Here is a 24,565-nt window from a genome sequence, read left to right as displayed (position 1 = left end):
CGCTATGAATTGTTCATCATTCAACCAACAAAAATTTTTATAGAGGTGAAAGCAAATGGGTAAACGAAAAGCAAATCATGTTATTCCAGGAATGAATGCTGCTTCTGCACAAGGACAAGGCGCGGGTTTTAGCGAAGAATTTGCAAATGAGCCTTTAACTCCAGCAGAGCGACAAAACAATAAGAAACGTAAAAAGAATCAGTAATGAAAAATCCCAAAAGGTATGCCTTTTGGGATTTTCTCTAATGTTTATAGCGCAGCAATTCTGAAACCTTAACAAATCGATACCCTTGCTTTTTAAGTTCTGGCAAAATTTTTGCTAATGCCTCAACTGTTTGACTACGATTACTTCCTCCATCGTGCAACAGCACAATATCTCCACTTTTAGCATTTTTCAGGACATGATTTACAATGGATTCAACTCCTGGATTTGCCCAATCGCGAGGGTCTTGGTGCCATGACCATAGGACAATTTGATACCCGGCTTCTTTAGCTGTTGTAAATACGGCATCATTAATATATCCACCTGGAGGACGGAATAATAAAGGTTCTTTCACCCATTTTTTAAAATACTTCTTTCCATTTAAAATATCATTTTTTAATTTCTCATCTGATGAGTTACTTGCATACAAATGATCCATCGTATGATTTCCAATTTCATGTCCTTCTTTTAAAACCCGCTTTACTAAATATGGATTACGCTGAACTCGAAATCCAATCATAAAAAAAGTAGCTTCTGCTTTGTATTGACGTAATAAATCTAATATTTGCGGTGTATAAGTTGCATCTGGTCCATCATCAAACGTAATCGCGATAACCTTCTCATTATTAGGTACTTCCCACGTTACATAACCAGTTGGCTCTAACTCTTTTCTTAACAACATTTTAGCTTCCACTTTGTCCACTTGAAATATATGTACTGCACAAATTAAAGAAAAAATTAATAGAATAATTTTTCGTTTCGGCATAGTAACACTAAAAGTAATGAGGTTGTTGAATACACAACAACCTCATTTACTTTTCTAATTGATCTACATTTCGCATAATATTTTGGAGATTATTTTCGTATTGCTCAAGTTGTGGACGTTGTGTTTCCGAAGCTACTTCAAGTGCATTTTGAATTTGTTCATACGCTTCCTGAACCTCTTGACGTAACTCTTTTAAATCATGACCGTAGTTTGGATCATTTTTCACAATATTGTTGAATGAATTTTCTGCTTGTGTAACTCCTTGCTGCGCTGCTTGAAAAGCTTGTTGTTTATCTTTATGATATGGCATTATACTTTCCCCTTTCTGTAATAGTTAGTCCCATTTATCTTTACCCTTTTTTCAAAAAACATTCTCGTATAAATTCGCAAACTTCTCTCATTCTAAAGAGAAAGAGGAGGTGTCACATACAATGGGAAAAAACAATTGTGAATCTAAAGAAAAAAAAGGGCAACCTGAACCATTAAGCGGATCTCATAAAGTAAAAAACCGTAACCATTCACGCCAAAAAAACCATGCGCATCATGATATGTAAAACAAAGCATTCACACTAGCTACCTTTACCACATACAATGTTTATATTTTTCCATTTATTCTTCACCCCTACTTCGTTCATGCATAACATAGTATGAATTGAGATTTTACGGAGGGTGTCTTACATGGGCAAGAAAAAGAAGGATTGTCTTTTTCATGTTGATGGTTTCGAAGAATGGATGGATCAATTTTGTTCCGATTCTTGTAGTAATTTTAGTTTTCCAAATCAAATTCATATTGACCTTTGTGAAACTGAACAAGAATACATTTTGGAAACAGATGTACCAAATGTGACTGAACAAAATGTACTCATTAAAAAGATGGAGACAGGCCTAAATATTTGCATACTTCATAAAAATATTTCTTTACAGCGGCTCATTCCTTTACCCGCTAATATTATTTATAAGAAGATGCTAGCCTGCTCAGAGAATGGATTTTTAGCCATTCATATTTCCAAAAATGAAGTTGCTGATAAGCATGAAAAGAAAGTTCTTTTTTCAAGTTAAGGATTACTATAAATACAAACATGAGCCCCAGTCATTTACTGGGGCTCATGTTATTTCGCTTGCATTTCTATATTAGAATTTCTATCATACCTTTTTTTCAATAAACCTTTTGTAACTAAAAGTACAGGAAATGCTACAGTTGAAAATATAGCTAGCGCTGAAAAGACAATAAATCCATTTTGGTACCCGTAATAATCGAGAAGTACTCCCCCAAACCATGGACCTATTACTGCTCCAATTCCTGAAAATCCCATCGCCCCGAAGTATGTTCCTTTTAGATGCGCAACAGCAATATCATCAATAAATACATCCGTCATTGAAAACATTAAGACTTCTCCAATTGTAAAAATAATTGTACAAATGGTAGCACCTAGCGTAGATTCTGCCATTCCAAACCCAAACAATCCCCCGCTCACAAATAAAGTTCCCACCATAATGGATACTAACGGTGTATACTTCTTGCACATTTGAATAACAGGATATTGAATTACGACTACAACAACCGCATTTAAAGCTAGCATATATGAAAATAATTTCACTCCATCCTGAAATATATGTGCATTTGCAAAATATTGAGATACTGTTGTTGTTAAGTGAGAAAAACCACAATTACTCAAAATAATACCAACTAAAGCGACTAAAAATACAACATCCTTTCGCAATATATGAATTGCATTTAACATTGTAACAGGCTTTTCTGTATTTATTTTCTTTCGTTCCAGTGGATACTTCTTAAATTGGAACGCTAATATACCCGTATATAGAATGTACACTCCAGCTGCTACTAAAAAAGGAATTGTTGATTTTGCGCTTCCAATCTGTAATCCAACAAGTGGACCGATCGCTACCCCAACATTGATTGCACCGTAACGCAAATTATATACGAGTAAACGATACTCTGGTTTCGTTAAATCCGATAATAATGCTCTTGACGTCGGTTCAAAAAAGGACCTACATAATCCATTCAAAGCATTTAGTAAAAAGAAACTCAAAACATGATCTGCAAGTGAAAAACCTATGAATACAAACACCCAAACGATCATGGACCATAGTATAATCATGTTTCGGCCGAATCGATCCGATAAATTCCCTCCGATAAAACTAGCAAACACTCCAACAAGTGCACTCGTTCCGATAATAGCACCCGTCATTCCTGCTGATACGCCTTTAACAGTCGTTAAATAAATTGCTAAAAAAGGAATACTCATTGACGTAGCGAATCTCGCAAATAAAGTCCCTATTATAATTGTCATTCCTAACGGATGAATATTTTGCAACTTCCCCTTCATCTTCAAACCTACTCTCCCTGTTCTTACATAAAAAAAGAAAGCAAAGGTTCTGCTTTCTTTTCCCTTTTTATACTTGAGCTGTCGATACCCGAGCTGTTCTCGTTATATCCATATCTATGCCATATGTAAACTGTAATTCTTTACAAACGTCTTTAATTAAAATTGCGACATTATACTTTTCATTAAATTGTAAAACGATGTTTTCTACTTCTTCATATGTATACTTATATTCCCCTGTAATGACACTTTTTAAATCAAAGCATTCATTTATACAAAGTTGTACAAGTAGCTGGTCATATTTCTCTATTACATCTTCTTTCTTCCACAGTAACTCTTTTACATATAGCCGATCAAACTTCACACTTTCTCGATTACACTCCGTTAAAATCCGGGTCATTTCATTTAATTCTCGATACAATTCAGAAATATTTTTGCTTAAACTAAGCAGTTTATCTACACCGTCTTCATATAGCATATTCATTCCACCCCCGCATTTTCTTTTTCTTATTATAGCAAGAAAATTCTAAAAAAAGTTTCTTTCTTCTGAAATATTAGGAAACTAATTTCAATTGCTTTACAATGAAACTAGTGAACACGAAAGGGGAAAGAAAATTGGAGCAAAAATTATATTACACTGACGCTTATAAAAAAGACTTTACTACTAAAGTTATAAAACAAGATTATGATAAAGACGGTAACTTCTACGTTGTTTTAAACGAAACGGCATTTTATCCGACAGGTGGCGGACAACCGTATGATACTGGCATATTAAATGACATCGATGTAATCAATGTAGAAGAGATAGATGGAGAAATTCGCCACTTCCTTGCAGAACAATTACATACAGAAGAAGTAGAAGGTACAATTAATTGGGAGCGCCGTTTTGATCATATGCAGCAACATGCGGCTCAGCACATTTTATCTGCTGCTTTTTGGGACCACTTTAACATACCTACGATTGGATTCCATCTTGGTAAAGAAACAGTAACAATTGATTTAGAAACAGAAAATCTTCATGCGGAAACGGTTGAAAAAGCTGTACAAATTGCGAACAAAATTGTTTTTGAAAATCATCCAATTCTTATTAAATGGATGAACTTAGAAGAAGCAAAAACTTTACCTCTTCGTAAAGAACCGACTATGACAGAAAATATACGCGTTGTTATGATCGAAAACTTTGATTATAACGGCTGTGGTGGAACGCATCCGAGACATACAGGTGAAGTAGGTCCTATTCAAGTACTTGATTGGGAGCGTAATAAAGGTGGCATCCGCTTAACATTTATCGCTGGTTGGCGCACAATTAAACTAATGGGACAACAGCAACAAATTATGAAGGATGTTTCTAAACAATTAAACAGTAGCGAGATTGATATTCCAGCAAAAGTAGCACAACTTCTTACTTCTCAAAAAGAAAACGAAAAAGCAATGCAAACAATAACTGAACAATTATTATTTGCAGAGGCAAATGAACTACTTCAACAGCCTGCGGAAATACATACTGGCATACTTATTTCTAAAGTATTTACAAATCGTTCTATGCAAGAAATCGCAAAGCTTTCTGCTATCATTACAGAACAACAAGAGCACGCCATTACATACTTCGTCATTGAAAATGATGAGAAACTACAATGCATCCTCGCTTGCGGAAAAACAGTCACGCTCGATATGAATGCTCTTTTAAAAGAGGCACTTCCTACAATTGAAGGAAAAGGTGGCGGAAATAAAAAGAGTGCTCGTGGCGGTGGGAAAGCAATTATGACCGGGGATGAGTTTTTAAATCAACTTGTTTCTTCTTTGCAGTCAGCGGTATAAAACACTTTTAGGAAGGATAGCTAATAGCTGTCCTTCCTCTATAGTTACAGGCCAATATTTTGTTTCAATCCTTGGTAACTCCCTGCATTTTCAAACCCTTCATTTACAAGCTTTATAAAAGTTTCCGAAAAACCATATTGACTTAAATCTTTAATCGGTACCATTTGTACATCTTGAATTGGATTATGATCAAACTCATTAGAAGGTAGCGTAATTTCACCTTCAATCCTTTCAAGCAGAAACGTAATATGTAATAAAGATGGACTAGCATCTGGTTTATCACAAACATAGAGTAGCTTCTTAATTTTAACTTCTAACCCTGTTTCTTCTCTCATTTCTCGAATCATTGCTTCTTCTAACGTTTCACCGTTCTCTACCCTTCCCCCGGGTAAAGACCAATTGCGATTAGCAACCTTTTGCTTTACTAACAAAATCTTTTCATCTTCAATTAAAATTCCCGTAACACGAACTTGCATTACATTTTCCATATGCAATCTCCTCTTCCCGTTATATTTACAAATTAATCCTTCCATAAAAAGAACGTACGTTTTATAATTAAAGAAAATTATGGAAGAAAGAAGTTGTTACATTCATGCGTCCACCTTTAACAAAATCTATATTACTTGAAGATTTCCAAAACTATTATTGGTTAAAAGCAGAACTCCAAACATTTTGTCGTGAGCATGAGTTACCAGCTAGTGGCTCTAAGATCGAAATAACCGAGCGTATCTCACATTATTTAACTACTGGTAAAATATTAAAAAACAGCTCTGGTCAAAAGGCGAGTAAAACTTCTCTCTCTTATAAAGACCTTTCCCCTCAAACGATTATTACTAACAATCACCGCTGTAGCGAAGATGTACGGGCTTTTTTCAAAGAAAAAATTGGAGCAAACTTCCGCTTTACAGTAGCTCTTCAAAAATTTTTTAAAGAGAATGTTGGAAAAACATATGAAGACGCGATAACGTTTTGGTATGAAGAAAATGAACGAAAAAAAGATTCTACATACAAAACAACTATCAGCGCGCAGTTTGAATACAATCGTTTCACTCGCGACTTTTTCGAAGATCCAAATAATAAAGGAAAATCAAAAGCTGATGCTATAGCTGCTTGGAATGAAATAAAAGCAAAGCCTGGTAGCAACGCTTATATTCCTCAAAGAGTAGAAAACTAGTTCCTTTCTAGTCTTCTACTTTCTCAAATAATAGCGCCATCCCTATTCCGCCCCCTATTCCTAATGTCGCAATTCCATATTTCATATGTTCTCGTTTCGCCTGATAAAACAAGCGCGTTACAAGCATAGCCCCAGATGCACCGTACGGATGACCGAGCGCAATTGCACCTCCATTTACATTTAATTTTTCATATGGAATTTGTAACTCCTTTGTACAAGCCACAATTTTTGACGCGAACGCTTCATTTATTTCAAAGTAGTCGATGTCTTCTATTTTTACATTCATTTCGTTTAATAATTTGTTCACCGCAAATATCGGACCAGTTCCCGGAAGATTTGGATCCACTCCAACTACAGCACTATGAACGAAACGAAGTACAGGCTTGTATCCTAATTTTCGGGCTTGTCCCTCTTCCATTGCAAGAACTGCACATGCCCCATCATTTACACCACATGAATTCCCTGCGGTTACTGTACCACTTTGTAAAAACGCAGGCTTTGTTCTTTTAATCATTCTTTCATACTGCATTTCTCGCCTTATAGATTCATCTAATAATCCATTAAAAGACAATATTTCATCATGTATATATCCTTTTTCTAACGCTTGCAGTGTTCGTTTATAACTAAGACAAGCATACTCGTCTTGCATTTCTCGCGTTATGTTATAACGCTTTGCAACATATTCAGCCGCCACTCCCATATTAGGATCACCAGTTGTTTCTGGTGAAAATCGCGCTCTCTTTTGAAAAGGTGATGTACTTGTACTCTCTACTCCTCCTGCAATATAACAATTACCTGCCCCGCCTTGAATGAAATGACATGCGGTGCGAATCGCTTCCAATCCAGCACCACATTGCCGATCAATCGTTACACCAGGAATATGATAACCGAGCCCCGCCTCTAATGTAGACAGCCTTGCAACATTCCCTCCTGGCCCAATGACATTCCCTAATATAACATCGTCTATTTCTCTCTCAATTCCTTTACTTAAAAACGTAAGAAGTGGTGCTGCCAATTGCTGAACTTCATAATCTTTTAACATCCCATTCTTCTTGCCAATAGGTGTTCTTTTCGCCTCTACAATAACCGCTCTATTCATATATTTTCTCCCGGTTTTCAATCATACTTTTTGCTGCAACACGAGCAATCTTCCCGCTATTTGTATACGGGATTTCATCAACAAAATACCATTCTTTCGGTATTTTAAAAGAGGATAATCGTTGTAAGCAAAAATTCTTTAATTGTTGCTTCGTAGCACAGCCTTTTACGATAGCGACAGGTTTTTCACCCCAATAACTATCTTTCACACCAACTACAACAATTTCTTCAACAGCTGGATGAGTATATAACACACTTTCTATTTCCTCTGGATAAATATTGATTCCTCCAAATAAAATCATATTCTTCTCTCTACCAACAATATATATATATCCTTCTTCATCTTGATAACCTACATCTCGCACTGTCATCCAGCCCTCAGTAGTCAACTCCTGGGCTACAACTCCATCTATTATGTATCCCATAAAAAACTGCTCACTTTTCACATAAATAGTTCCTACATCACCTGTCTGCACGATTTCTCCTGCTTCATTACATATTCGAACTTGCACATTGTGACAAGGCTTTCCTACCGAATTTAGCTTTCTGCTCTCTTCATCGACTAATGTTGTTACAAAACTAAGTTCAGATGCACCGTAAAATTCATATCTTTTCGCATAAGGAAATATACTCTTTATTTTTTCTTTCGCTTCAGCTTCCCACTTCGCTCCTGACGAAATAATTTTCATTTCATTTTCTATTACTCTATTTTCTTTATATAAAGATTCAAGCATTGTTGGTACTGTATACATGACCGAAATATTTTCAGTTATTAACTTATCTAACACTTGATTCGGAATAAACTTTCTCATAATATGTACGGTTTGTCCCATATATAATGCACTTATTGCACCGTATAAGAAAAGAGAGTGAACAAACGTCCCAGCTATTAAAATAGAATCTTCCTTTTTCATATGAAAGTCATGTACATTACAATCAAAACTATGAACCCACGATTGTTGTGCACGTAAAAATACCTTTGCCTTCCCAGTCGATCCTGATGTAAATCCCATATAAAAAGGAGCATGTTGTACACTTTCTACAATGTGCTCTGTAGGAAGATAGTTCTCTATTATTTGCTTCCATTTATCAATTTCAATTATCCTTCCTTCTTCATCCGAAATATCATTTAACTTATATCGTTCCGCAATAATCATATCTGGATTACTGATTGCTAGTCTTTCCTTTAGCTCATCCTTTTTCCATTTTATATCTAAGGGCACACACACCCATCCGGCCATAGCGGCACCAGCAAATAGTTGTAAAAACTCGATACTATTTTCTAATACAATTGCTATTGTTTTATTTTTTGATTCTTTTTCATTCAACCAGTTTACTACTTTACATACTGACTCAAACCACTCTTTATATGTTAAAACTCGATTATCTTCCTTTATCGCTATTTTATTTGCTTGTAAAGAGGCATGCTTTTTATATTCTTTTGTAATCCCCATATGAGACGTCCTTTCTTTACAAAATAACAAAAAGAAACACGTAATGAACGTGTTTCTTCTCTTTCTTATCCCGCATTTGTATATTTCCCACTCTTTAGAGCAGGCGTAATAATATGTTTCAATGAACGATGTAATTTCGTTACAAGAACTGCTGCTATAATCGCTTTTATGCAATCACCTGGTAAAAATACAACACTTACTTTCATCGTCTGCCATATAGAAATATCCATTACGAAAGCTTGCACAATGATACCAAATACATAAACTACGAAAATACCACCAATTATATTAATACATAATACTTTTATAATAGAAACTTTACGTAAACGCTCAATTAAATACCCAATGACAAACGCTCCAACAATATAACCAAGTAAATATCCTGCACTTGGCCCAAAAAATACACCAAGGCCACCGCGTCCACCAGCAAGTAATGGTGCTCCCACTCCTACAATAAGCAAGAAAACAAGTTGACTTAATGCACCAAGACGTGATCCTAACAGTCCACCAGCAAGCATAACACCAAGTGATTGTAATGTAATTGGAACTGGTGTAATAGAAAGAGCAATCGGAGGTATTAATCCTAACACTCCCATAATAGCACTAAATAAAGCGACGAAAACTAAGTTTTTTGTATTCATGTTTGCTTCTCCCATTTGTAAACTTAAATTAAAATTTAGATAACATATTACAAGAATTATATTATCTTTCAACCTCCCGTTTGTCAACTTAGTTTTAACGAAAGTTTACAAATGAGGATTCAATTATTTTTCTTTATGCAAATGCTCAAGCTCTTTCCGCAGCGCTTGTTTTAAAAACTTTCCAACAGATGTTTTCGGTATTTCTTCCATAAATACAATATCGTCTGGTAACCACCACTTCGCAAACTGTGGTTTTAAAAACTCATATATTTCTTCTTTTGTTACTGCACTATTTTTCTTTTGAACAACGCAGGCAACTGGTCGCTCTTGCCACTGCGGATGAGGAATTGCAACAACAGCCGCTTCAAATATAGCATCATGTGCCATTAATGCATTTTCAAGATCAACCGAGGAAATCCATTCTCCACCGCTTTTAATAACATCTTTCGTACGGTCAACAATTTTCACGCAACCTTCCTCATCAACCGTAACGACATCTCCTGTATATAACCAACCATCACGAAAACCTTCGACAGTACGCTCATCGTTATAATAGCTTTCAGCGATCCATGGCGCTCGTAAACATAGCTCTCCCATCTCTGTACCGTCCCACTTCACTTCACCATTTGTACCGACTACTTTCATCTCTACACCTGGTACAAGATATCCTTGTTTTGAACGGATTTCTAATTGCTCTTCATACGACAATTCTGTTTCATAACTTTTTAAACGTGCAAGTGTTACGAGCGGGCTCGTTTCAGTCATTCCATATGCATGTATGAAAGGAACATTATGTTTTTGTTCAAATGCTTTAATAACACTTTTCGGCGCAGCTGCACCACCGCATAAAATTCTCGTCATACTAGATAAATCGTAACTATTATTTTCTAACTCTTGTAATACACCGAGCCAAATTGTCGGCACACCTGCAGCTATCGTTACTTTTTCAGATTGGATCATTTCTAATAAAATTTTCGGATTAAACATCGGCCCTGGAAGAACTTGTTTTGATCCAAACCAAGTAGCTGCGAAAGGAAGTCCCCAAGCATTCACATGAAACATCGGTACAATTGCCATCGCCGCATCGCTTTCCGATAAAGCAGCTGTATCAGCTAAACCAAGTGCCATACAGTGTAATACAGTACTTCGATGTGTATATACAACACCTTTTGGGTTTCCTGTAGTCGCTGACGTATAACACATACCAGCAGGTGTGTTTTCATCAATATCTTGTACAAATTGGAAATTTGCGTCGCCTTCTTCTAAAAGTTTCTCATAATGATATACAGGCTGAAGTGTAGTTTTTGGGAGCTCATCTTTATCAGTCATAACAATGTAGGCTTGTACAGTTGATAATTCGGATTGAATACTTTCAACGAGTGGTACGAGATCTTCATCAATAAGTAAAATTCGATCTTCCGCATGCTGAATAATGTATGAAATATGTTGAGGAGATAAACGAATATTAATTGTGTGTAAAACGGAAGCAATACCAGGAATAGCAAAATACGCTTCCACATGTCGATGATGATTCCACGCTAACGTACCTACACGTTCGCCTTCCTTAATCCCAAGCTTTTTTAACGCACTAGAGAGTCTTCTCGTCCTTTCTCCTAGCTGCTTATACGTTAATGTCGTAATGGTATCATGTGTGCGAGAAACGATTTCTTTCTTCGGGAATAACTTTTCTGCTCTTTCCATCATAGAACTAATTGTTAGAGGTACATTCATCATCATATTGGTTACATCCTCCCTTTAAAGCGTTTTCATTTTAATATATTATAACAGACTTCAACAAATATTTACGATATTTTTCAGTATTTTCTGAATTATTTCTTTGGAAATAATTCAGCTCAATAAAAAAAACATGTTTTGAATACACTGATCCGAAACATGTTTTTTATTTTTTATAAACTATCCACCTTTTCTCTTACTTTCTTTTTCAATTTAAAAATAAAACGATTACTATATTCTTTATTTTCTACTAAAATCCGATACGTCTCTAACACTCCTAAAACACGAACAAAAAGATAGAATCCAATAGCAATAAGTACAACACAGTAAGGATAATACTGCACTAGCTCTCCTGAAGTGATTCGTTTTTTCTCAAATAAAAACGGTATTGCCCCTGCTGCTATGAAACAAAATCCAACAACCACCACTGCAGCATATTTCTTTTTTATAGTCGCATATCTTTTTGTCAATTCTTTTAGAAAGTTTTGATCAAATAGTAGTTCTTCTTTTTTCAATACATTGTATCGACTCTCTTCTATCGTTACAGGTACCATCATTGCCCCAATCCCCAGCACTGCAATAATAATGACAAGGAACGTAGACATTGTTGCATTTTCTTTAAATAGTAAATACGGTATTGTAGATAAAATGAGCAAACTAAATCCTAACGCAATATATTTAGAAATTTTTTGTCCATACACTATATAACCTTCTGCCATTTCCTTACTTACGTAATAACCATTTTCCTTTTCATTACTTTGTTCAGCAGTTTCTTTTAATAAGTAATCAAGAGATACTTCGAATACATTTCCAATCATTATTAACTTTTCAGTTTCAGGAAACCCTTGACCATTTTCCCATTTACTAACTGCTTGCCTTGTCGTGTTTAATTTCTCAGCTAACGCTTCTTGAGAAAGTCCCTTTTCCTTTCTTAATTTAAATAATTTTTCACCAAATTCCATATGTGTGTCCCCCTTTGTTTTTCTTACCTAAATTGTATGTAAACATTGCCACTATCTCTATCTTCCTGCGGTTGCGCTTTGTCAACTTACGGTTGCGATTGTGTTATATTGCGGTTTCACCTACGATTTAGCTAGTTTCTTCTATGATTATGACGTTAATAAAACAATCCCTATCAATAACCAATTATAACAATTAAAGGTAATTATTGTTATAAAAAAGACAAAAACTCCCTTATTTATTTAAAGGAGTTTTCAATATGAAATATTCCAAGAGGGGTAATTTTTCTTCCTCATATTGATTTATAATTTTCTCTATACATTTTGGTATGTCGTATAGCGATTGATATGCATCCCACACAGTATATGTTTTCATCTCTTTATCTGAGGCATACTCATATTTATGTAAAATATTACCCTTATTAACTTCCCTAATAAAACCACTTCTCAAGAATCATAACGGCTTCTGCTTAAATTTTTCATAATTTCGTACTTTTAATAAAAGGATATTCCCGCAATCTGTACAAATATAAGCATCTACTGGTGAAGATGTAAACATCGTTTCCTTTTTCCGTATTTGTGCATATCCGACAAACTCACCTTCTCCTATGTTATGAGAACCACAATTAGAGCATGTCTGCACGTCTTTCTGTTTCATGAGAGCACCACCTTTAATCTGTTTCCACTCCCTTCGACAGTTCACTTCCATTTCCCTTCCAAAAAACTTCATATTCTCTTACATTTCAACAGGAATATTAGAACAAACATCGTATATGTACTATGAAATATATTTACTGACGGAGGAATTATATGAGTACAATTATGACGCTCAATACAGCACAAGAAATAGAAAACGCAGAAATAAATATGCTTTCTTCTAGATTAGAGGCACTACAAGCGATAAAAGAAAATCCAATGCAAGTACAAATAGAACAATTCGGAAGTGCCACCGCCTTTTCATCAAAAGTAATTGCTGGTCCTGCTTTTAATACGGTAAAAGGTATTACAAATACAGCTCAGGTAGATGAAATCATCTCTTATTATCAATCACTACAAATCCCTTGTCGTTTTGAAATTACGCCAGCACAAGGTACAGCTGAACTATTTCAATACTTATCTGAAAAAGGTTTTTATCAATCTAGCTTCCATACCGCTTTATATAGTACACCGAGAGAAGATCCGTCCCTTCTTCCTTCTAACATTTCAGTACGCCAACTAAAAGAAAATGAGTTTGATATTTTTGCAGACATATATGTACGTGGGTTTCATATGCCTCCCTTTACTAAAGATGGTGTTCGTCAAAATAACGAAATTCTTTATAATAAACCCGGATGGCATTTTTTCATAGCTGAAATTCAAAACACTCCTGCTAGTATAGGAGTTCTCTATATAAATAAAGGTGTCGCATCATTAGCTGCTTCTGCCACTTTGCCAGAATTTCAGCGTAAAGGCTGTCATACTGCATTAATTCAGAAACGAATAGAAACAGCAATAGCATCAAACTGCCAATTAATAGTTGGACAAGCCATGTTCGGTAGCGGCAGTCAAAATAACATGGAACGTGCCCATATGAAAATTGCTTATACAAAATCAATCTGGACCGCAAAAGACATGTAGTTAACATTCTTTCTCTTCTCATTACAACTTTATACACTTTATGACAATTCCTTTTCAACTCTATTAATAATTTGAATATTCAAACTATATTTGTTACGCTATTACTAGATACATCATTCAACTTGCAATATGAAAAGAGAATTCTAATCAAACTACAAGGAGGAGAAATGTATGACAAAGCATGATCATGGTTTAAAAGAAAAAGTAGAAGGTGCCATTGATAAAGTAAAAGGTGAAGTAAAGGAAGTTGTTGGGAAAGTAACTGACAATAAGAAATTACAAGCCGAAGGAAAATGGGATAAAATCAAAGGCACTGCTAAAGATACTGTCGGTAATGTAAAAGAAAAAGTTCATGAATATAAAGAACATAAAGAGAATAAATAAAAGAACGAGAAAAGAGAATTTGTATTTTATATTTACCCATAAAATCATTTTAAAACGACAAATAGATGCCTCAAGGCATCTATTTGTCTATAAACAACTATTTTAATTCTCTAACCACTCAGCCTTTTCCTTACTAACATATTTCCTTTACTAGAGTAAAAGATTACTTTTACATCTTACTTTGTGAAATTTGGTTTTAGGTCACCTGTATACGGTTCATGCTCAACAAAGATTTTTATATCTTTTCCATTCGCATCTTTCCCTATTCTTGTATACGTAAATTTATCTTTATTTAACTCTGTAAGTTCAAGGACTGCACCATATTTATTATTTCCTAACGATACATGAGCTCTTATTTTATTACCATGTACCACATCAAAGAAACCATAGTCTCCACGACTTTCTCCTGTATTCACATTGAAAAACTCATATTTATTTGTATTTTTATCGTATTTTGCTAGACTGATTAAGTTTGAGTTGTATTTTGTTACATTATTACCCTGTTCGTCTAATACCACCGTTCCGTTCCATAGTGTACTAGATAAAATTTCATCGCCATCAACGTTTGTAACTATTTTTCCCGTCGAGCTCTCTAAATTTTTATCAGGACGCGTAAAAGACAACTCTTTTTCATGATAAGGAACATGTTCAACAAATACTTCTACATCGTTCCCTTTTGTATCTTTCCCCATTCTTTTATATGTAAATTTCTCCTTGTCTAATTGCGTTAATTCAACAACCGCTTGATAATTTTGCGTTTCAGAAATTAACACTCTTTTCTTTCCATCGTTAGTTATAAAAAAAGTACCGATATCATTACGACTCTCTCCTGTATTTGCATTAAAAAATTCATACCTTGCCGTTTTAGCATCATATTTTGCAAGCCCGATGAAATTTTGATTTTCTTTCGTTAAATCATTATGATCTTTGTCATAGACTTTTGTCCCTTGCCAATTTGTTTCACCAAGTATACTAGCCAGTATTTGCCCTTTCGTTTGTTTAGTTTGCTCAGTTTCTTGTATTGCATTGTATAAAAATTGTGCATACTGTTCGCGCGTCACATCCATACTTGGAGCAAATTTCCCTCCTCCTACTCCTTTTGCAATATTATTTGTTTGAACAGCACTAATTGCATTTCTTGCCCACGAATTCGTTGAAACGTCATTAAAAGTGTGATTACCCTTTGCCTTTAAATGAAAAGCATTTGTAAGAACCTGTGCCATTTCTGCACGTGTTAAGGATGCCTTCGGTCTAAAGTTCCCATGCTCGTCACCCGTAAAAACACCCATTTCTGTTAAAGACAAGATTTCCTTTATATAGCTTGTCGACTCTTCGCTTACGTCCCCATACGGGTTCTGATAATTTTTGTTTTCTGTCATATTAAAATAACGATACATTAAAGCTGCAACTTGTTCGCGCGTTACGTTATCTCCAAAACCAAATCTTCCATCATCATAGCCGAAAATGATTTTCTCACCTGTTAATTGCTGAATCGCCTCATATGCCCAGTGATCCTTTGGAACATCTTTGAATACACCAGTATGATTCGTTTGTGGTGTATTCTCTTCTGCTTTCACCTCTCCATTTCCTTCACTTAATAGGCTTCCACCTAAAACCACTGATATGATACATGTTTTTAAAATTGTTTTATTCATAGCTTCCCAATCCTTTCCTTCATTTAACAAAGAACTACCCCACTTTTCTTCCAAAGGAAGATTCTATGTGAGCAATTCATGTTTTAAGTTTTGATTACAGCTAATTGGATATAAATTTTCTATCCCCCGAACTTTGATACAAAGTATATCGCTACCTACATCGTTACATCTCCAAAGTTCCTTTTCGTAGTGTCCATAGCTGCTATATATAGGAATTATAAATAGCAACTATAAATTGCCCATAAATAAATTATTAAAAAAAGATAAAATTAAGATAATATATTTTTAATCTCAATCTTTTTATAAAAAAAACGTTATTCTTTCTCATCTAGCTTGTTAAGAAAGAATAACGTTTTTTAAATTCTAGGATCCCCTTTGGCACAAAAGAAAAGTTTTATTTTATATGGCTAAAAACAACTTCACGGCTCTTTCCAAACAGAACATCGGAAAGAAGCCGCGGCATATACTTATTTTATAATTGGCGAAAGTTTACTTCCCTTCACTCTTCTCTAATACATACAAATCTTCTTCAATATTTGATAATTTTTCAGTTACAAGTTTTCTTGCATCCCCAATTGCTTGATTGTATGCAAAAGGTCCTACTAATTTAATCATTTCTTCTATTAAACGTTCTGCTTGAAAACGCCCAATTTCATCTAAATCTTCTTCAACGAAAAATTGCTGAATTTGTGCTACAAGCTCTTCTTTTTTATCAGTTGGTATTTTTATGTTCATCATCATTCGTTACTCCTCTATATTTAAGATAATACTTTTCTTAACTCTACCATAGAAAAGCGATTTCCTGGACAGGTTTTTGTAACCCCTTCTAACTCCCTATGGCCGAGTATATTTTCTTGCTCTACAGCAAACTGTTTCATAAACATTTTACATAAAGAATATAATGAATTCATTTGCGGGGTAGTTGGATCATATTTATCAAAATTACCCGCCATACATATTCCAATTGTATCCCTATTATTATCTTTCGCATGTGCTCCAATATGTAAACCTCGCCCTTCGACTACAGTTCCATCTTCTTCAATAAAATAATTGTAACCAATCCCGCTCCATCCCCTTACCTTTTGATGAAATTCATGTGTTTTATACACATCCCATCCATCTTCTGATGTATGGTGAATAATAAGCTTATTTACTCTTTCTAACGGAATTAATTCATCTTGAAACGTTAAATTTACACATTTAATTTCCATATGAATTACCTCCTCTTAAAAATCAATCATTATAATTGTTTTATCGTCTGGTCTTATTCTACTTTCTTCTTCTAACTCTTCAATAATTTCTATATATTCGTTTATACTATTCTTTCTTATATATGCAACAGTTTGTTCAATTGACCAATCTGGGTGAAATAGCCCATCTGAACAAATAAAAATCCCGCTCACTTCATCTATATGTAATTCACCATGTTGTAAATAATTCATTGCTTCTTTCATTCCATTTGCGACAGAATAGCCATTTGACATATTTGCAAGATAACGATTGTATTTTAACTGTTCTCGAACATCTTGAAAAACATGTTCTTCTGGTACAGATAAACCTTTTTCACGATCTTCTTCCCTTTTCTTTTTGGCTCGTTTACTAATTCCTTTAACAGTGTCTTTTGTTACTACTTGCATCATTCCATTTCGAAGGATTGCGACAATCATACAGTCCCCTAGCTGCGCATATTCAATTTTCGTACCATCTATTTGAACTGCGGCAATACATGTGCACCACAAATCTTCTTTTTTTGCCGTATCAACCTTATATTCTAGCATCTTGCTTTGTAATACTTCATTTGCTTTCGCAACTGCAACTTGCAAACTATAATTTTCTCGTAATGAAGTAAAATAACTTGCAAATAAATGTGAAGCGATGTATGCTCCATTGTGTCCCTTTTCATCTTGAAAAGGAACGAGTGGTGTTGCCCCGTCGCATACACCATACATCATTTTATCTTCATTACAAAAATAAGAATCCTCACATTCTTGCTTCAACGGACTTTTTTGTTGATATGTTTTTATCTTCACAACTGTATCCCCTTTCAAATGATAAAATACTCAAATTCTTTTGATTAATCTAATTTTCCAAAATAAACTGTTTTCCCCTAAAACTTTCAATATCATATATAATCTTGAAATAATATGAATTTTTTAGTGAAGGACGGGAAAGAAATGGTTAGATTTCTTGGTGTTATTATTGGTTCTATTATTATCGCGATTGCCTTTAATCTTTTCCTTATCCCCCACAAAATTTTAAGTAGTGGAATTGGCGGAATTGCTATTATTTTAGGGATTGTAACTCCTGTGAATACAGGTATTATTAACTTCGTATTAAACTTACCTATCCTTATTTTAGGATACATAGGTCTTGGAAAAAAAGTAATTTTTAACACTGTTATCTCTGTAATTGTATTATCTGTTGCATTATACTATGTTCCAGTAAAAGTCGTAGCAACAGATCCACTTTTATCATCTATCTTCGGAGGTGTCATTGCCGGAGCTGGTATCGGTCTTGTTTTTAATTGCAATGGATCAACTGGTGGATTTGATATTATCGGTATGTTATTATCCCGCAAGCGAGACATTAAACTTGGCGGATTCCTTATTGCTTTAAATGCAGTCGTTGTTGTTATTGCAGGATTCTTCTTCACTTGGGATGTTGCACTTACAAGCTTACTTTCAATTTATGTAACTGGTAAAGTAATCGATGCTGTTCATACAAAACATAGTAAAGTTACACTTATGATTGTAACAAACGAAGCAGAAAAAATGAAACAACACCTTCTTTCAACCGTTGTACGTGGGATTACATTACTCGACGGCGAAGGTGCTTATTCAAGCGAGAAAAAGCGTGTACTTATGACAGTCGTTTCTCGTGAAGAATTAGCAAGTATGAAACTAACAATTTCTGAAATTGACCCAAATGCGTTCGTTAATATTACGGAAACTGTAGAAGTGTTAGGACTTTTCAGAAGAAATTAAAGACTAGGCGGGAATCCACCTAGTCTTTATTTTGCATAAATTCAACCCGATTTCCAAATGGATCAGACACGTAAAATCTAATTACATCTGGCCGTGCATGATCATCAATCAATTCGACACCTCGATCTATCAACATTTGCTTAAATTCATTAATTTCATTCACATAAAAAGCAGGATGTGCCTTTTTAGCTGGTATAAAGTTTTGCTCCACACCAATATGGATTTCTTGATTCCCACACTTAAACCAACATCCACCACGCTTCTTTAATTCTTCTGGCTTCGGAATTTCTTCCATGCCAATTGTATTACCATAAAATTCTCGCGCTTCTTCTTCACATCCTGCAGGTGCAGCAACTTGCACGTGGTCGATTCCTTGAATATAGTTTCTCATTTTCTCTCCCCCTCTTCTATTCTAATGTTATAAGGAAAACAGCCCCCTGTAACTTACAAAAGATTTATAAAACCATATAAGATCCTCTTATTACCACCTTATACTCCTTTTATAAAAAGAAAAAAACAAAATTTATTCTGCAACTTCCATTTTTTATAGAAATACACATTACATCTATATTATAGTTATGAATAGACAAATCTTTTAGATGCTAGTTGTACGGAGGAAATATTATGAGTCGTAAAAAATATTCATCTACACAAAAAAAACGTCCGCCTAATATATCTGGGCGTTTGCGAAACCATATTCAAGATCGTTCTTTAGTAGAAATGTATGCCTCTCTTTTTGAACACAACCCTGATAGTATTATTTCATTGAACTTAGAAGGCGTTATTTTGCATATTAATCCTTCTGCTGAAAGAATACTAGGTTACTCTTCAGAAGAATTAGAGCGAAAAAACATCACCACTATTTTAGAAGCTCATATTTCTGAACAAGTGCCACAATATATAAAAAATACTACAGCTGACAATCAAAAAGAGTATATCATCTCTATTTACCATAAAGACGGCTATTTATTAGATGTTGTAACAAAACTAGTTCCGACTTTTGTTCGCAATCGTCTAACAGGTGTATATGCGATTATGAAGCCCCTTGAAAAATCAGAAAGAATTGAGAAAATGTTAAAAGATAGCGAGAAGCGATTGCGTACATTGATGAATTCAATGCCTGCGTTTGTTATATTCAAAGATCATGAAGGTCGCTGGCTTGAAGCAAATGACTATGCACTTTCTTGCTTCAATTTCCACCATGTACCGTATCACGGAAAAAGGGATAGTGAACTCATTCAATATAATGAAGCGTACCGAGAAGCTTTTTTACACTGTGAAGAAGTAGATGAACTAGCATGGCAACAAAGACAAATTCTTCATGGAGAGGAATTCATTATACATAGAGATGATTTCGACCTCATCTTAAGTATATCAAAAGTTCCACTTTATCATCCCGACGGTTCTCGCAAAGGTCTTATCGTGATGGGCAGGGATGTTACTGAGCTAAAAGAAACTGAGAAGTTATTACGAAAATCAGAAAAACTCGCAGTAGTCGGACAACTGACAGCTGGAATTGCCCATGAAATTCGAAATCCACTCACTTCTCTCAAAGGTTTTTTAACATTGCTACTCCCTGAAATAAATGAGGACAATAAATGGTATGTCGATGTTATGTTAAGTGAGATTTCACAAATGGAATCTATCACGAGTCAATTTATGGCGATGTCGAAACCTCAAGTTTTATCTATACAAACTTGCAACATACAAACTTTAATAGAAGAGGTAGTCACATTCATTTTACCGACTGCCATCATGCATAGCGTCCATATTATTATGGATCATTTTAATCATAAACATGACATTCAATGCGACGGTAATCAATTAAAACAAGTTTTTATTAATGTATTAAAAAACGCAATAGAAGCGATGCCAAATGGCGGAAATATTTTCATTCAAATCAAACCGTTAGACGATAATTTCATCGTAATTCGTATTATTGACGAAGGCTGTGGCATTCCAGAAGATCGCATCTCTCGTTTAGGCGAACCGTTTTATAGTTTAAAAGAAAAAGGTACTGGACTAGGATTGATGATGTGCTACAAAATAATTGAAGAACATCATGGGAAATTACACATTTCAAGTGAAATAAATAAAGGTACTATCGTTGATATTCAATTACCACTTTCTTCATCTCATCTTGCAATCCAGTCTTAACTATAAAAGAAGCATCTGCTAATCGTTAGCAGATGCTTCTTTTATTATTCATAGCTTATAGAATTATTTTATCATACCACTCTTTTGCTTTTTCCACTTCACCCATTGTTAATTGATGCCCTCTATTTTCCCAGTGCATTGTTACATTAGCATTTGCAGTTTCTAATAATGTCTTCAATTCCTCTGACTCAGAAGGTGAACAAATCGGATCATTTGTTCCAGCAGCAATAAATACAGCTTTCTCTGCTAAATCAGGCAATTGCATCCCTCTTCTAGGCACCATCGGATGATGAAGCACAGCACCTTTTAACGCATTTTCATAATGGAACAATAAGCTCGCCGCAATATTTGCTCCATTTGAATAACCGATAGCAACAATGTTGTTTCTATCGAATTCATATTCTTTAGCCGCTTCATCTAAAAATTCATTTAATTCCTTCGTACGGAAAATTAAATCCTCTTCATCAAAAATACCTTCTGCTAATCGGCGGAAGAAACGCGGCATCCCATTCTCTAACACATTTCCACGAACACTTAATACTGAAGCTTCCGGATCAATTATTTCTGCAAGTGGTAATAAATCTAATTCATTACCACCAGTACCATGAAGTAATAACAACACTGGCTTTGACGTATCTTTTCCTTTTTGAAAAACATGTTTCATCATAATCCTTTTCCCCCTTCAATCACTTTAATCTAAATTTCTTACTTCAAACGGTAAAAGCGTTTGTTCAATCTGTTTTCTATGTTGTTCATATTGTTCCGGTAATTTTAATTCCTCGCCCATCGTCTCTAACGATTCGTCATGAGCAAAACCAGGAGGATCTGTTGCAATTTCAAATAAGATTTCCCCGTGTTCTCTAAAATAAATCGCATTGAAATAATTTCGATCTTGTACAGGAGTTACGCCGTATCCAAATCGAGACACATGCTCTTTCCAATCTAGTTGATCAGCATCGTCACTCGCTCTCCAAGCAATATGATGAACTGTACCAACACCCATCTGACCGCGTCCGATTGTTGATAATTTCAAATCAATAATATTTCCAATGTCAGCAGAAGAACGGAATCGTACGAACTCACCTTCTTCTCCAACTTTCTCAAGACCCATTACATGCTCTAATAACTCAGCTGTTTTTTGAGGTTGTGCCGATAAAAGAACAGCGCCACCAAATCCTTTAATTGCTACTTCTGGCGTAACTTCTCCAAAAGTCCAATTATTTAATTCGCCTTCTTCTCTTTCAACTAATTCTATATGCAAACCATGTGGATCATCAAATTCTACATACTGTTCTCCGAAGCGAGTCATCTTCGTATATGGAATATCAAATTTCTCTAATCTATTTTCCCAAAACTCCATTGCCCCTTTTGGTACAACATAAGAAGTGATACCTACTTGACCGTCACCAATTATTCCTTGACGAGCACCTGCCCATGGGAAAAACGTAATAATTGTTCCAGGTTTTCCTCCTTCATTACCAAAATAAAGATGGTACGTACCTGGATCATCAAAATTTACAGTTTGTTTTACTAAACGTAAGCCTAATACACCAGCATAAAAATCTACATTCTCTTGTGGGTGTCCTACAATCGCTGTAATATGATGAATCCCCATTGTTTTCTTTTCCATTTCGTCCACTCCTTTTTTATTTCATTATAAAAATTGCTTTACATTAAAATTCATTATTCATTTTGTCCATACTGCAAAGTAAAATCCGTCATGATAATTTTATCTTTAATTCAAGATATTAATTACAAATTTACATACTAAAATCTAGCCTATTGGAATTATCTCGAATTCGAGATAATTTCTAAAAAATATCCATCAATCTATAATTATACTAAATCTTTATTTATCTCGAACTCAATATTTATTATAAGTTACTTACTTTTCATTGTCAACAAGTTACTTATTTCATTTCAAATAAAAAAGTCATACAAACGTATGACTTTTAACAAGTATATTTATCTCCTATTTACGATAGGGAACAATTCCGACAGCGGAACAATTCTTCCCCTTTCATCCTTAAACACAATATGCTCTCTCGTTAAATGACGCGGACTCTTCACTCCCGCTGCTGCCGCTAATGAAAATAAACTATATCTCATGCTAATAATATAATTCATTACCCGCCATTTCTTCTCGTATGGGTCTAACGCTTTTTGATAGTGCGGATTTGTCGTGGCAACACCTGATGGACACTGTCCGGAATTACATTGAAGCGCCATAATACAACCGCTCGCCATCATAAATCCACGCGCTGAATTTACAGCATCTGCTCCAATCGCTAAAGCAATCGCTACCTTATCAGGGGTAATTAACTTCCCAGAAGCAAACACTTTGAATTTATTACGTACACTATAATGATTTGCTGTATCAATGCATGTAAGTAGCGCTGGAATAAGCGGTAGCCCCATACTATCTGCCATCGATTTATATGTCGCACCTGATCCACCTTCCGAACCGTCAATTGTTATAAAATCCGGATACACATTTAATTCTTTCATTGTTTTAAATAAATCTTCCAAAGGCGCCTGCTGACCAATTACAATTTTCATCCCGACTGGTTTGCCACCTTTTTCTTGCAACTGTTGAATAAAATAAAGGGCATCCGCTGCATTATTTAAAAATGAAAATCGATTCGGTGAATTAATTGTCTCTCCTTCTCGTACATTCCGAACAGAAGCAATTTTCTCATTTACTTTTTGCCCCTCTAAATGACCACCACGTATTTTAGCACCTTGCCCAAATTTTAATTCGAATGCTTTAATATTACTTTCTTTCGCCTTCTCCATAAATTTCTCCATTGAAAAATTACCATCCTCATCACGGTATCCAAATAACCCTGGACCAATTTGTGCAACAATATTCGCACCTGTATGTAAATGTTCTGGAATAACGCCACCTTCACCAGTATTGATCCACGATCCGCCTGCCATTTTCGCTCCAAAGCCGCTCGCTAAAATATAATTTTCGCCTATCGCACCGTAAGAAGTTGCTGATGCTCCAAACATGCCATGTAGTTTCCACGGATATTTGCGGTTTTCGCCGACTATAATTGCATCTTCTTCTTCATACAGCCAAAGATTTGTTGTATCCGCTGTCAACTTTTCTCTTCTTGAAAATAACCCTTCTTTATGAATCACATACTTTTTACCTTCTCGCTCTTGCAATAGATTCACACTTAATTCCTCAGTTAATATCGGAAACAATGTATTAGCAATATAATAGCCAGAAGCTTCAAAATCTCGTTTCGATCCAAAACCGAGTATTTCAGAGCGATACTTCGCTAAAAACATAACACTTTGAAAGTCGTAACGTGAAAAAGGTTTTCCATCCGTATCGTGATCAAACCAATATTGCCGAAATTCTGGTCCTATCTTTTCGAGTAAGTAACGCATTCTTCCTAGGTATGGATGTAATTTCAAAATAGAGTGATGCGTCCGTTTTTTTATAAAAAATGTAATGATAAAGAAGACGATTAAAAGCAACATTAAAAATAGTAATATGCTAATAATAACGAGTAGCGTTTCACTCATCCCGCTTCCCCCTATGAAATCCCATAATAAAAGGAGA

Annotated in this window: 28 protein-coding genes and 1 pseudogene; 9 read left to right on the top strand and 20 right to left on the bottom strand. The window is 35.0% G+C overall.

Annotation, left to right across the window (positions count from 1 at the left end; genetic code table 11):
- The first annotated feature begins 55 nt into the window (after positions 1-55).
- Positions 56-205 carry a small acid-soluble spore protein O gene (sspO, locus tag BAQ48_RS12770; RefSeq protein ID WP_071711363.1) on the top strand — a complete coding sequence of 50 codons (150 nt, stop codon included), beginning with the start codon at positions 56-58 and terminating at the stop codon, positions 203-205.
- 37 nt (positions 206-242) lie between these two features.
- On the opposite strand, the gene pdaB is transcribed toward sspO, so the two are convergent.
- Both pdaB and BAQ48_RS12760 read right to left on the bottom strand, forming a co-directional pair.
- On the bottom strand, positions 243-968 hold the full coding sequence (gene pdaB / locus BAQ48_RS12765) for a polysaccharide deacetylase family sporulation protein PdaB (protein ID WP_098267034.1): 726 nt from the start codon (positions 966-968) through the stop codon (positions 243-245).
- A gap of 46 nt (positions 969-1,014) precedes the next feature.
- Positions 1,015-1,278, bottom strand: coding sequence for a hypothetical protein (locus BAQ48_RS12760; protein WP_001146300.1), 264 nt, complete (start codon positions 1,276-1,278; stop codon positions 1,015-1,017).
- 121 nt (positions 1,279-1,399) lie between these two features.
- On the opposite strand from BAQ48_RS12760, the gene BAQ48_RS12755 reads away from it, so the two are divergent.
- Both BAQ48_RS12755 and BAQ48_RS12750 read left to right on the top strand, forming a co-directional pair.
- Entirely contained in the window at positions 1,400-1,522 is a 123-nt protein-coding gene (locus BAQ48_RS12755; protein ID WP_071711361.1) for a small acid-soluble spore protein P, read from the top strand.
- A gap of 124 nt (positions 1,523-1,646) precedes the next feature.
- Positions 1,647-2,027, top strand: a complete 381-nt coding sequence (locus BAQ48_RS12750; protein ID WP_071711360.1) for an Hsp20/alpha crystallin family protein — start codon at positions 1,647-1,649, stop codon at positions 2,025-2,027.
- A gap of 50 nt (positions 2,028-2,077) precedes the next feature.
- Here BAQ48_RS12750 and BAQ48_RS12745 read toward each other — a convergent pair whose 3' ends face one another.
- Together BAQ48_RS12745 and BAQ48_RS12740 are read right to left on the bottom strand one after the other, a co-directional pair.
- Positions 2,078-3,316 (bottom strand): MDR family MFS transporter, encoded by a 1,239-nt coding sequence (locus BAQ48_RS12745; protein WP_071711359.1) that lies wholly within the window; start codon positions 3,314-3,316, stop codon positions 2,078-2,080.
- 67 nt (positions 3,317-3,383) lie between these two features.
- Entirely contained in the window at positions 3,384-3,791 is a 408-nt protein-coding gene (locus BAQ48_RS12740; protein ID WP_071711358.1) for a hypothetical protein, read from the bottom strand.
- 137 nt (positions 3,792-3,928) lie between these two features.
- On the opposite strand from BAQ48_RS12740, the gene BAQ48_RS12735 reads away from it, so the two are divergent.
- Positions 3,929-5,131, top strand: coding sequence for an alanyl-tRNA editing protein (locus BAQ48_RS12735; RefSeq protein WP_165613798.1), 1,203 nt, complete (start codon positions 3,929-3,931; stop codon positions 5,129-5,131).
- A gap of 44 nt (positions 5,132-5,175) precedes the next feature.
- Here BAQ48_RS12735 and BAQ48_RS12730 read toward each other — a convergent pair whose 3' ends face one another.
- Complete coding sequence (locus BAQ48_RS12730) at positions 5,176-5,619, bottom strand: NUDIX hydrolase (RefSeq protein ID WP_071711356.1); 444 nt, start codon at positions 5,617-5,619, stop codon at positions 5,176-5,178.
- A gap of 104 nt (positions 5,620-5,723) precedes the next feature.
- Between BAQ48_RS12730 and BAQ48_RS12725 the strand changes: the two genes are divergently transcribed.
- Positions 5,724-6,305: a DUF6434 domain-containing protein gene (locus BAQ48_RS12725; RefSeq protein ID WP_071711355.1), complete on the top strand. Its 582-nt coding sequence runs from the start codon at positions 5,724-5,726 to the stop codon at positions 6,303-6,305.
- A 7-nt stretch (positions 6,306-6,312) separates the two neighbouring features.
- Here BAQ48_RS12725 and BAQ48_RS12720 read toward each other — a convergent pair whose 3' ends face one another.
- The 7 genes and pseudogenes from BAQ48_RS12720 to BAQ48_RS12690 all read right to left on the bottom strand — a co-directional run bounded on the left by BAQ48_RS12720 (position 6,313) and on the right by BAQ48_RS12690 (position 12,849).
- A complete protein-coding gene (locus BAQ48_RS12720) occupies positions 6,313-7,404 on the bottom strand; it encodes an acetyl-CoA C-acyltransferase (protein ID WP_071711354.1) in 1,092 nt (363 codons plus the stop codon).
- Complete coding sequence (locus BAQ48_RS12715; RefSeq protein WP_071711353.1) at positions 7,397-8,857, bottom strand: acyl-CoA synthetase; 1,461 nt, start codon at positions 8,855-8,857, stop codon at positions 7,397-7,399. Before BAQ48_RS12715 ends, BAQ48_RS12720 begins: the two co-directional genes overlap by 8 nt.
- A 65-nt stretch (positions 8,858-8,922) precedes the next feature.
- Positions 8,923-9,498: a biotin transporter BioY gene (locus tag BAQ48_RS12710; protein ID WP_071711352.1), complete on the bottom strand. Its 576-nt coding sequence runs from the start codon at positions 9,496-9,498 to the stop codon at positions 8,923-8,925.
- A 123-nt stretch (positions 9,499-9,621) separates the two neighbouring features.
- Positions 9,622-11,235: a long-chain fatty acid--CoA ligase gene (locus BAQ48_RS12705; protein WP_071711351.1), complete on the bottom strand. Its 1,614-nt coding sequence runs from the start codon at positions 11,233-11,235 to the stop codon at positions 9,622-9,624.
- A gap of 170 nt (positions 11,236-11,405) precedes the next feature.
- Positions 11,406-12,194, bottom strand: coding sequence for a helix-turn-helix domain-containing protein (locus BAQ48_RS12700; protein WP_071711350.1), 789 nt, complete (start codon positions 12,192-12,194; stop codon positions 11,406-11,408).
- A 277-nt stretch (positions 12,195-12,471) separates the two neighbouring features.
- Positions 12,472-12,642 (bottom strand): annotated as a pseudogene (locus BAQ48_RS28480) (GNAT family N-acetyltransferase); the annotation flags it as partial.
- 3 nt (positions 12,643-12,645) lie between these two features.
- Entirely contained in the window at positions 12,646-12,849 is a 204-nt protein-coding gene (locus BAQ48_RS12690; protein ID WP_071711348.1) for a hypothetical protein, read from the bottom strand.
- 152 nt (positions 12,850-13,001) lie between these two features.
- Here BAQ48_RS12690 and BAQ48_RS12685 point away from each other — a divergent pair, with 152 nt between their 5' ends.
- On the top strand, positions 13,002-13,808 hold the full coding sequence (locus BAQ48_RS12685) for a GNAT family N-acetyltransferase (protein WP_071711347.1): 807 nt from the start codon (positions 13,002-13,004) through the stop codon (positions 13,806-13,808).
- Positions 13,809-13,979: 171 nt separating this feature from the next.
- Positions 13,980-14,192, top strand: coding sequence for a CsbD family protein (locus BAQ48_RS12680; RefSeq protein WP_000160405.1), 213 nt, complete (start codon positions 13,980-13,982; stop codon positions 14,190-14,192).
- A 176-nt stretch (positions 14,193-14,368) separates the two neighbouring features.
- Here BAQ48_RS12680 and BAQ48_RS12675 read toward each other — a convergent pair whose 3' ends face one another.
- From BAQ48_RS12675 to BAQ48_RS12660, 4 genes are all read right to left on the bottom strand, one after another.
- On the bottom strand, positions 14,369-15,847 hold the full coding sequence (locus tag BAQ48_RS12675) for a DUF4822 domain-containing protein (RefSeq protein ID WP_071711503.1): 1,479 nt from the start codon (positions 15,845-15,847) through the stop codon (positions 14,369-14,371).
- A 489-nt stretch (positions 15,848-16,336) separates the two neighbouring features.
- The gene (locus BAQ48_RS12670; protein WP_002018980.1) at positions 16,337-16,588 is read right to left on the bottom strand and encodes a DUF2164 domain-containing protein; all 252 of its coding nucleotides are present in this window, start codon (positions 16,586-16,588) and stop codon (positions 16,337-16,339) included.
- Between the two features lie 17 nt (positions 16,589-16,605).
- Positions 16,606-17,058: a peptidoglycan recognition protein family protein gene (locus BAQ48_RS12665; RefSeq protein WP_071711346.1), complete on the bottom strand. Its 453-nt coding sequence runs from the start codon at positions 17,056-17,058 to the stop codon at positions 16,606-16,608.
- Positions 17,059-17,073: 15 nt separating this feature from the next.
- Complete coding sequence (locus BAQ48_RS12660) at positions 17,074-17,895, bottom strand: protein phosphatase 2C domain-containing protein (protein WP_116758512.1); 822 nt, start codon at positions 17,893-17,895, stop codon at positions 17,074-17,076.
- 96 nt (positions 17,896-17,991) lie between these two features.
- Between BAQ48_RS12660 and BAQ48_RS12655 the strand changes: the two genes are divergently transcribed.
- Positions 17,992-18,831, top strand: coding sequence for a YitT family protein (locus BAQ48_RS12655; protein ID WP_002018978.1), 840 nt, complete (start codon positions 17,992-17,994; stop codon positions 18,829-18,831).
- 19 nt (positions 18,832-18,850) lie between these two features.
- Here the strand turns inward: BAQ48_RS12655 and BAQ48_RS12650 are convergent, their stop codons facing one another.
- Entirely contained in the window at positions 18,851-19,222 is a 372-nt protein-coding gene (locus tag BAQ48_RS12650; protein ID WP_071711344.1) for a VOC family protein, read from the bottom strand.
- 233 nt (positions 19,223-19,455) lie between these two features.
- Between BAQ48_RS12650 and BAQ48_RS12640 the strand changes: the two genes are divergently transcribed.
- The gene (locus BAQ48_RS12640) at positions 19,456-20,988 is read left to right on the top strand and encodes a BA3702 family sensor histidine kinase (protein WP_071711343.1); all 1,533 of its coding nucleotides are present in this window, start codon (positions 19,456-19,458) and stop codon (positions 20,986-20,988) included.
- Between the two features lie 55 nt (positions 20,989-21,043).
- On the opposite strand, the gene BAQ48_RS12635 is transcribed toward BAQ48_RS12640, so the two are convergent.
- From BAQ48_RS12635 to BAQ48_RS12625, 3 genes are all read right to left on the bottom strand, one after another.
- Entirely contained in the window at positions 21,044-21,655 is a 612-nt protein-coding gene (locus tag BAQ48_RS12635; protein ID WP_071711342.1) for an alpha/beta hydrolase, read from the bottom strand.
- A gap of 24 nt (positions 21,656-21,679) precedes the next feature.
- Complete coding sequence (locus BAQ48_RS12630) at positions 21,680-22,618, bottom strand: ring-cleaving dioxygenase (protein ID WP_071711341.1); 939 nt, start codon at positions 22,616-22,618, stop codon at positions 21,680-21,682.
- Positions 22,619-22,953: 335 nt separating this feature from the next.
- Positions 22,954-24,528 carry an FMN-binding glutamate synthase family protein gene (locus BAQ48_RS12625; RefSeq protein WP_071711340.1) on the bottom strand — a complete coding sequence of 525 codons (1,575 nt, stop codon included), beginning with the start codon at positions 24,526-24,528 and terminating at the stop codon, positions 22,954-22,956.
- Between the last annotated feature and the right edge of the window lie 37 nt (positions 24,529-24,565).

It is taken from the genome of Bacillus luti, assembly GCF_001884105.1.
Classification (GTDB): Bacteria; Bacillota; Bacilli; order Bacillales; family Bacillaceae_G; genus Bacillus_A; species Bacillus_A luti.
The sequence above is the reverse complement of the archived record's forward strand: the minus strand, read 5'-3'. Positions and strand labels throughout refer to the sequence as shown.

Excerpts from the sequence above, each read along its gene's own strand:
- sspO (WP_071711363.1), top strand. The coding sequence starts at position 56 with ATGGGTAAACGAAAAGCAAATCATGTTATTCCAGGAATGAATGCTGCT.
- pdaB (WP_098267034.1), bottom strand. The coding sequence starts at position 968 with ATGCCGAAACGAAAAATTATTCTATTAATTTTTTCTTTAATTTGTGCA.
- BAQ48_RS12760 (WP_001146300.1), bottom strand. The coding sequence starts at position 1,278 with ATGCCATATCATAAAGATAAACAACAAGCTTTTCAAGCAGCGCAGCAA.
- BAQ48_RS12755 (WP_071711361.1), top strand. The coding sequence starts at position 1,400 with ATGGGAAAAAACAATTGTGAATCTAAAGAAAAAAAAGGGCAACCTGAA.
- BAQ48_RS12750 (WP_071711360.1), top strand. The coding sequence starts at position 1,647 with ATGGGCAAGAAAAAGAAGGATTGTCTTTTTCATGTTGATGGTTTCGAA.
- BAQ48_RS12745 (WP_071711359.1), bottom strand. The coding sequence starts at position 3,316 with ATGAAGGGGAAGTTGCAAAATATTCATCCGTTAGGAATGACAATTATA.
- BAQ48_RS12740 (WP_071711358.1), bottom strand. The coding sequence starts at position 3,791 with ATGCTATATGAAGACGGTGTAGATAAACTGCTTAGTTTAAGCAAAAAT.
- BAQ48_RS12730 (WP_071711356.1), bottom strand. The coding sequence starts at position 5,619 with ATGGAAAATGTAATGCAAGTTCGTGTTACGGGAATTTTAATTGAAGAT.
- BAQ48_RS12725 (WP_071711355.1), top strand. The coding sequence starts at position 5,724 with ATGCGTCCACCTTTAACAAAATCTATATTACTTGAAGATTTCCAAAAC.
- BAQ48_RS12720 (WP_071711354.1), bottom strand. The coding sequence starts at position 7,404 with ATGAATAGAGCGGTTATTGTAGAGGCGAAAAGAACACCTATTGGCAAG.
- BAQ48_RS12715 (WP_071711353.1), bottom strand. The coding sequence starts at position 8,857 with ATGGGGATTACAAAAGAATATAAAAAGCATGCCTCTTTACAAGCAAAT.
- BAQ48_RS12710 (WP_071711352.1), bottom strand. The coding sequence starts at position 9,498 with ATGAATACAAAAAACTTAGTTTTCGTCGCTTTATTTAGTGCTATTATG.
- BAQ48_RS12705 (WP_071711351.1), bottom strand. The coding sequence starts at position 11,235 with ATGATGATGAATGTACCTCTAACAATTAGTTCTATGATGGAAAGAGCA.
- BAQ48_RS12700 (WP_071711350.1), bottom strand. The coding sequence starts at position 12,194 with ATGGAATTTGGTGAAAAATTATTTAAATTAAGAAAGGAAAAGGGACTT.
- BAQ48_RS12690 (WP_071711348.1), bottom strand. The coding sequence starts at position 12,849 with ATGAAACAGAAAGACGTGCAGACATGCTCTAATTGTGGTTCTCATAAC.
- BAQ48_RS12685 (WP_071711347.1), top strand. The coding sequence starts at position 13,002 with ATGAGTACAATTATGACGCTCAATACAGCACAAGAAATAGAAAACGCA.
- BAQ48_RS12680 (WP_000160405.1), top strand. The coding sequence starts at position 13,980 with ATGACAAAGCATGATCATGGTTTAAAAGAAAAAGTAGAAGGTGCCATT.
- BAQ48_RS12675 (WP_071711503.1), bottom strand. The coding sequence starts at position 15,847 with ATGAATAAAACAATTTTAAAAACATGTATCATATCAGTGGTTTTAGGT.
- BAQ48_RS12670 (WP_002018980.1), bottom strand. The coding sequence starts at position 16,588 with ATGATGATGAACATAAAAATACCAACTGATAAAAAAGAAGAGCTTGTA.
- BAQ48_RS12665 (WP_071711346.1), bottom strand. The coding sequence starts at position 17,058 with ATGGAAATTAAATGTGTAAATTTAACGTTTCAAGATGAATTAATTCCG.
- BAQ48_RS12655 (WP_002018978.1), top strand. The coding sequence starts at position 17,992 with ATGAATTTTTTAGTGAAGGACGGGAAAGAAATGGTTAGATTTCTTGGT.
- BAQ48_RS12650 (WP_071711344.1), bottom strand. The coding sequence starts at position 19,222 with ATGAGAAACTATATTCAAGGAATCGACCACGTGCAAGTTGCTGCACCT.
- BAQ48_RS12640 (WP_071711343.1), top strand. The coding sequence starts at position 19,456 with ATGAGTCGTAAAAAATATTCATCTACACAAAAAAAACGTCCGCCTAAT.
- BAQ48_RS12635 (WP_071711342.1), bottom strand. The coding sequence starts at position 21,655 with ATGATGAAACATGTTTTTCAAAAAGGAAAAGATACGTCAAAGCCAGTG.
- BAQ48_RS12630 (WP_071711341.1), bottom strand. The coding sequence starts at position 22,618 with ATGGAAAAGAAAACAATGGGGATTCATCATATTACAGCGATTGTAGGA.
- BAQ48_RS12625 (WP_071711340.1), bottom strand. The coding sequence starts at position 24,528 with ATGAGTGAAACGCTACTCGTTATTATTAGCATATTACTATTTTTAATG.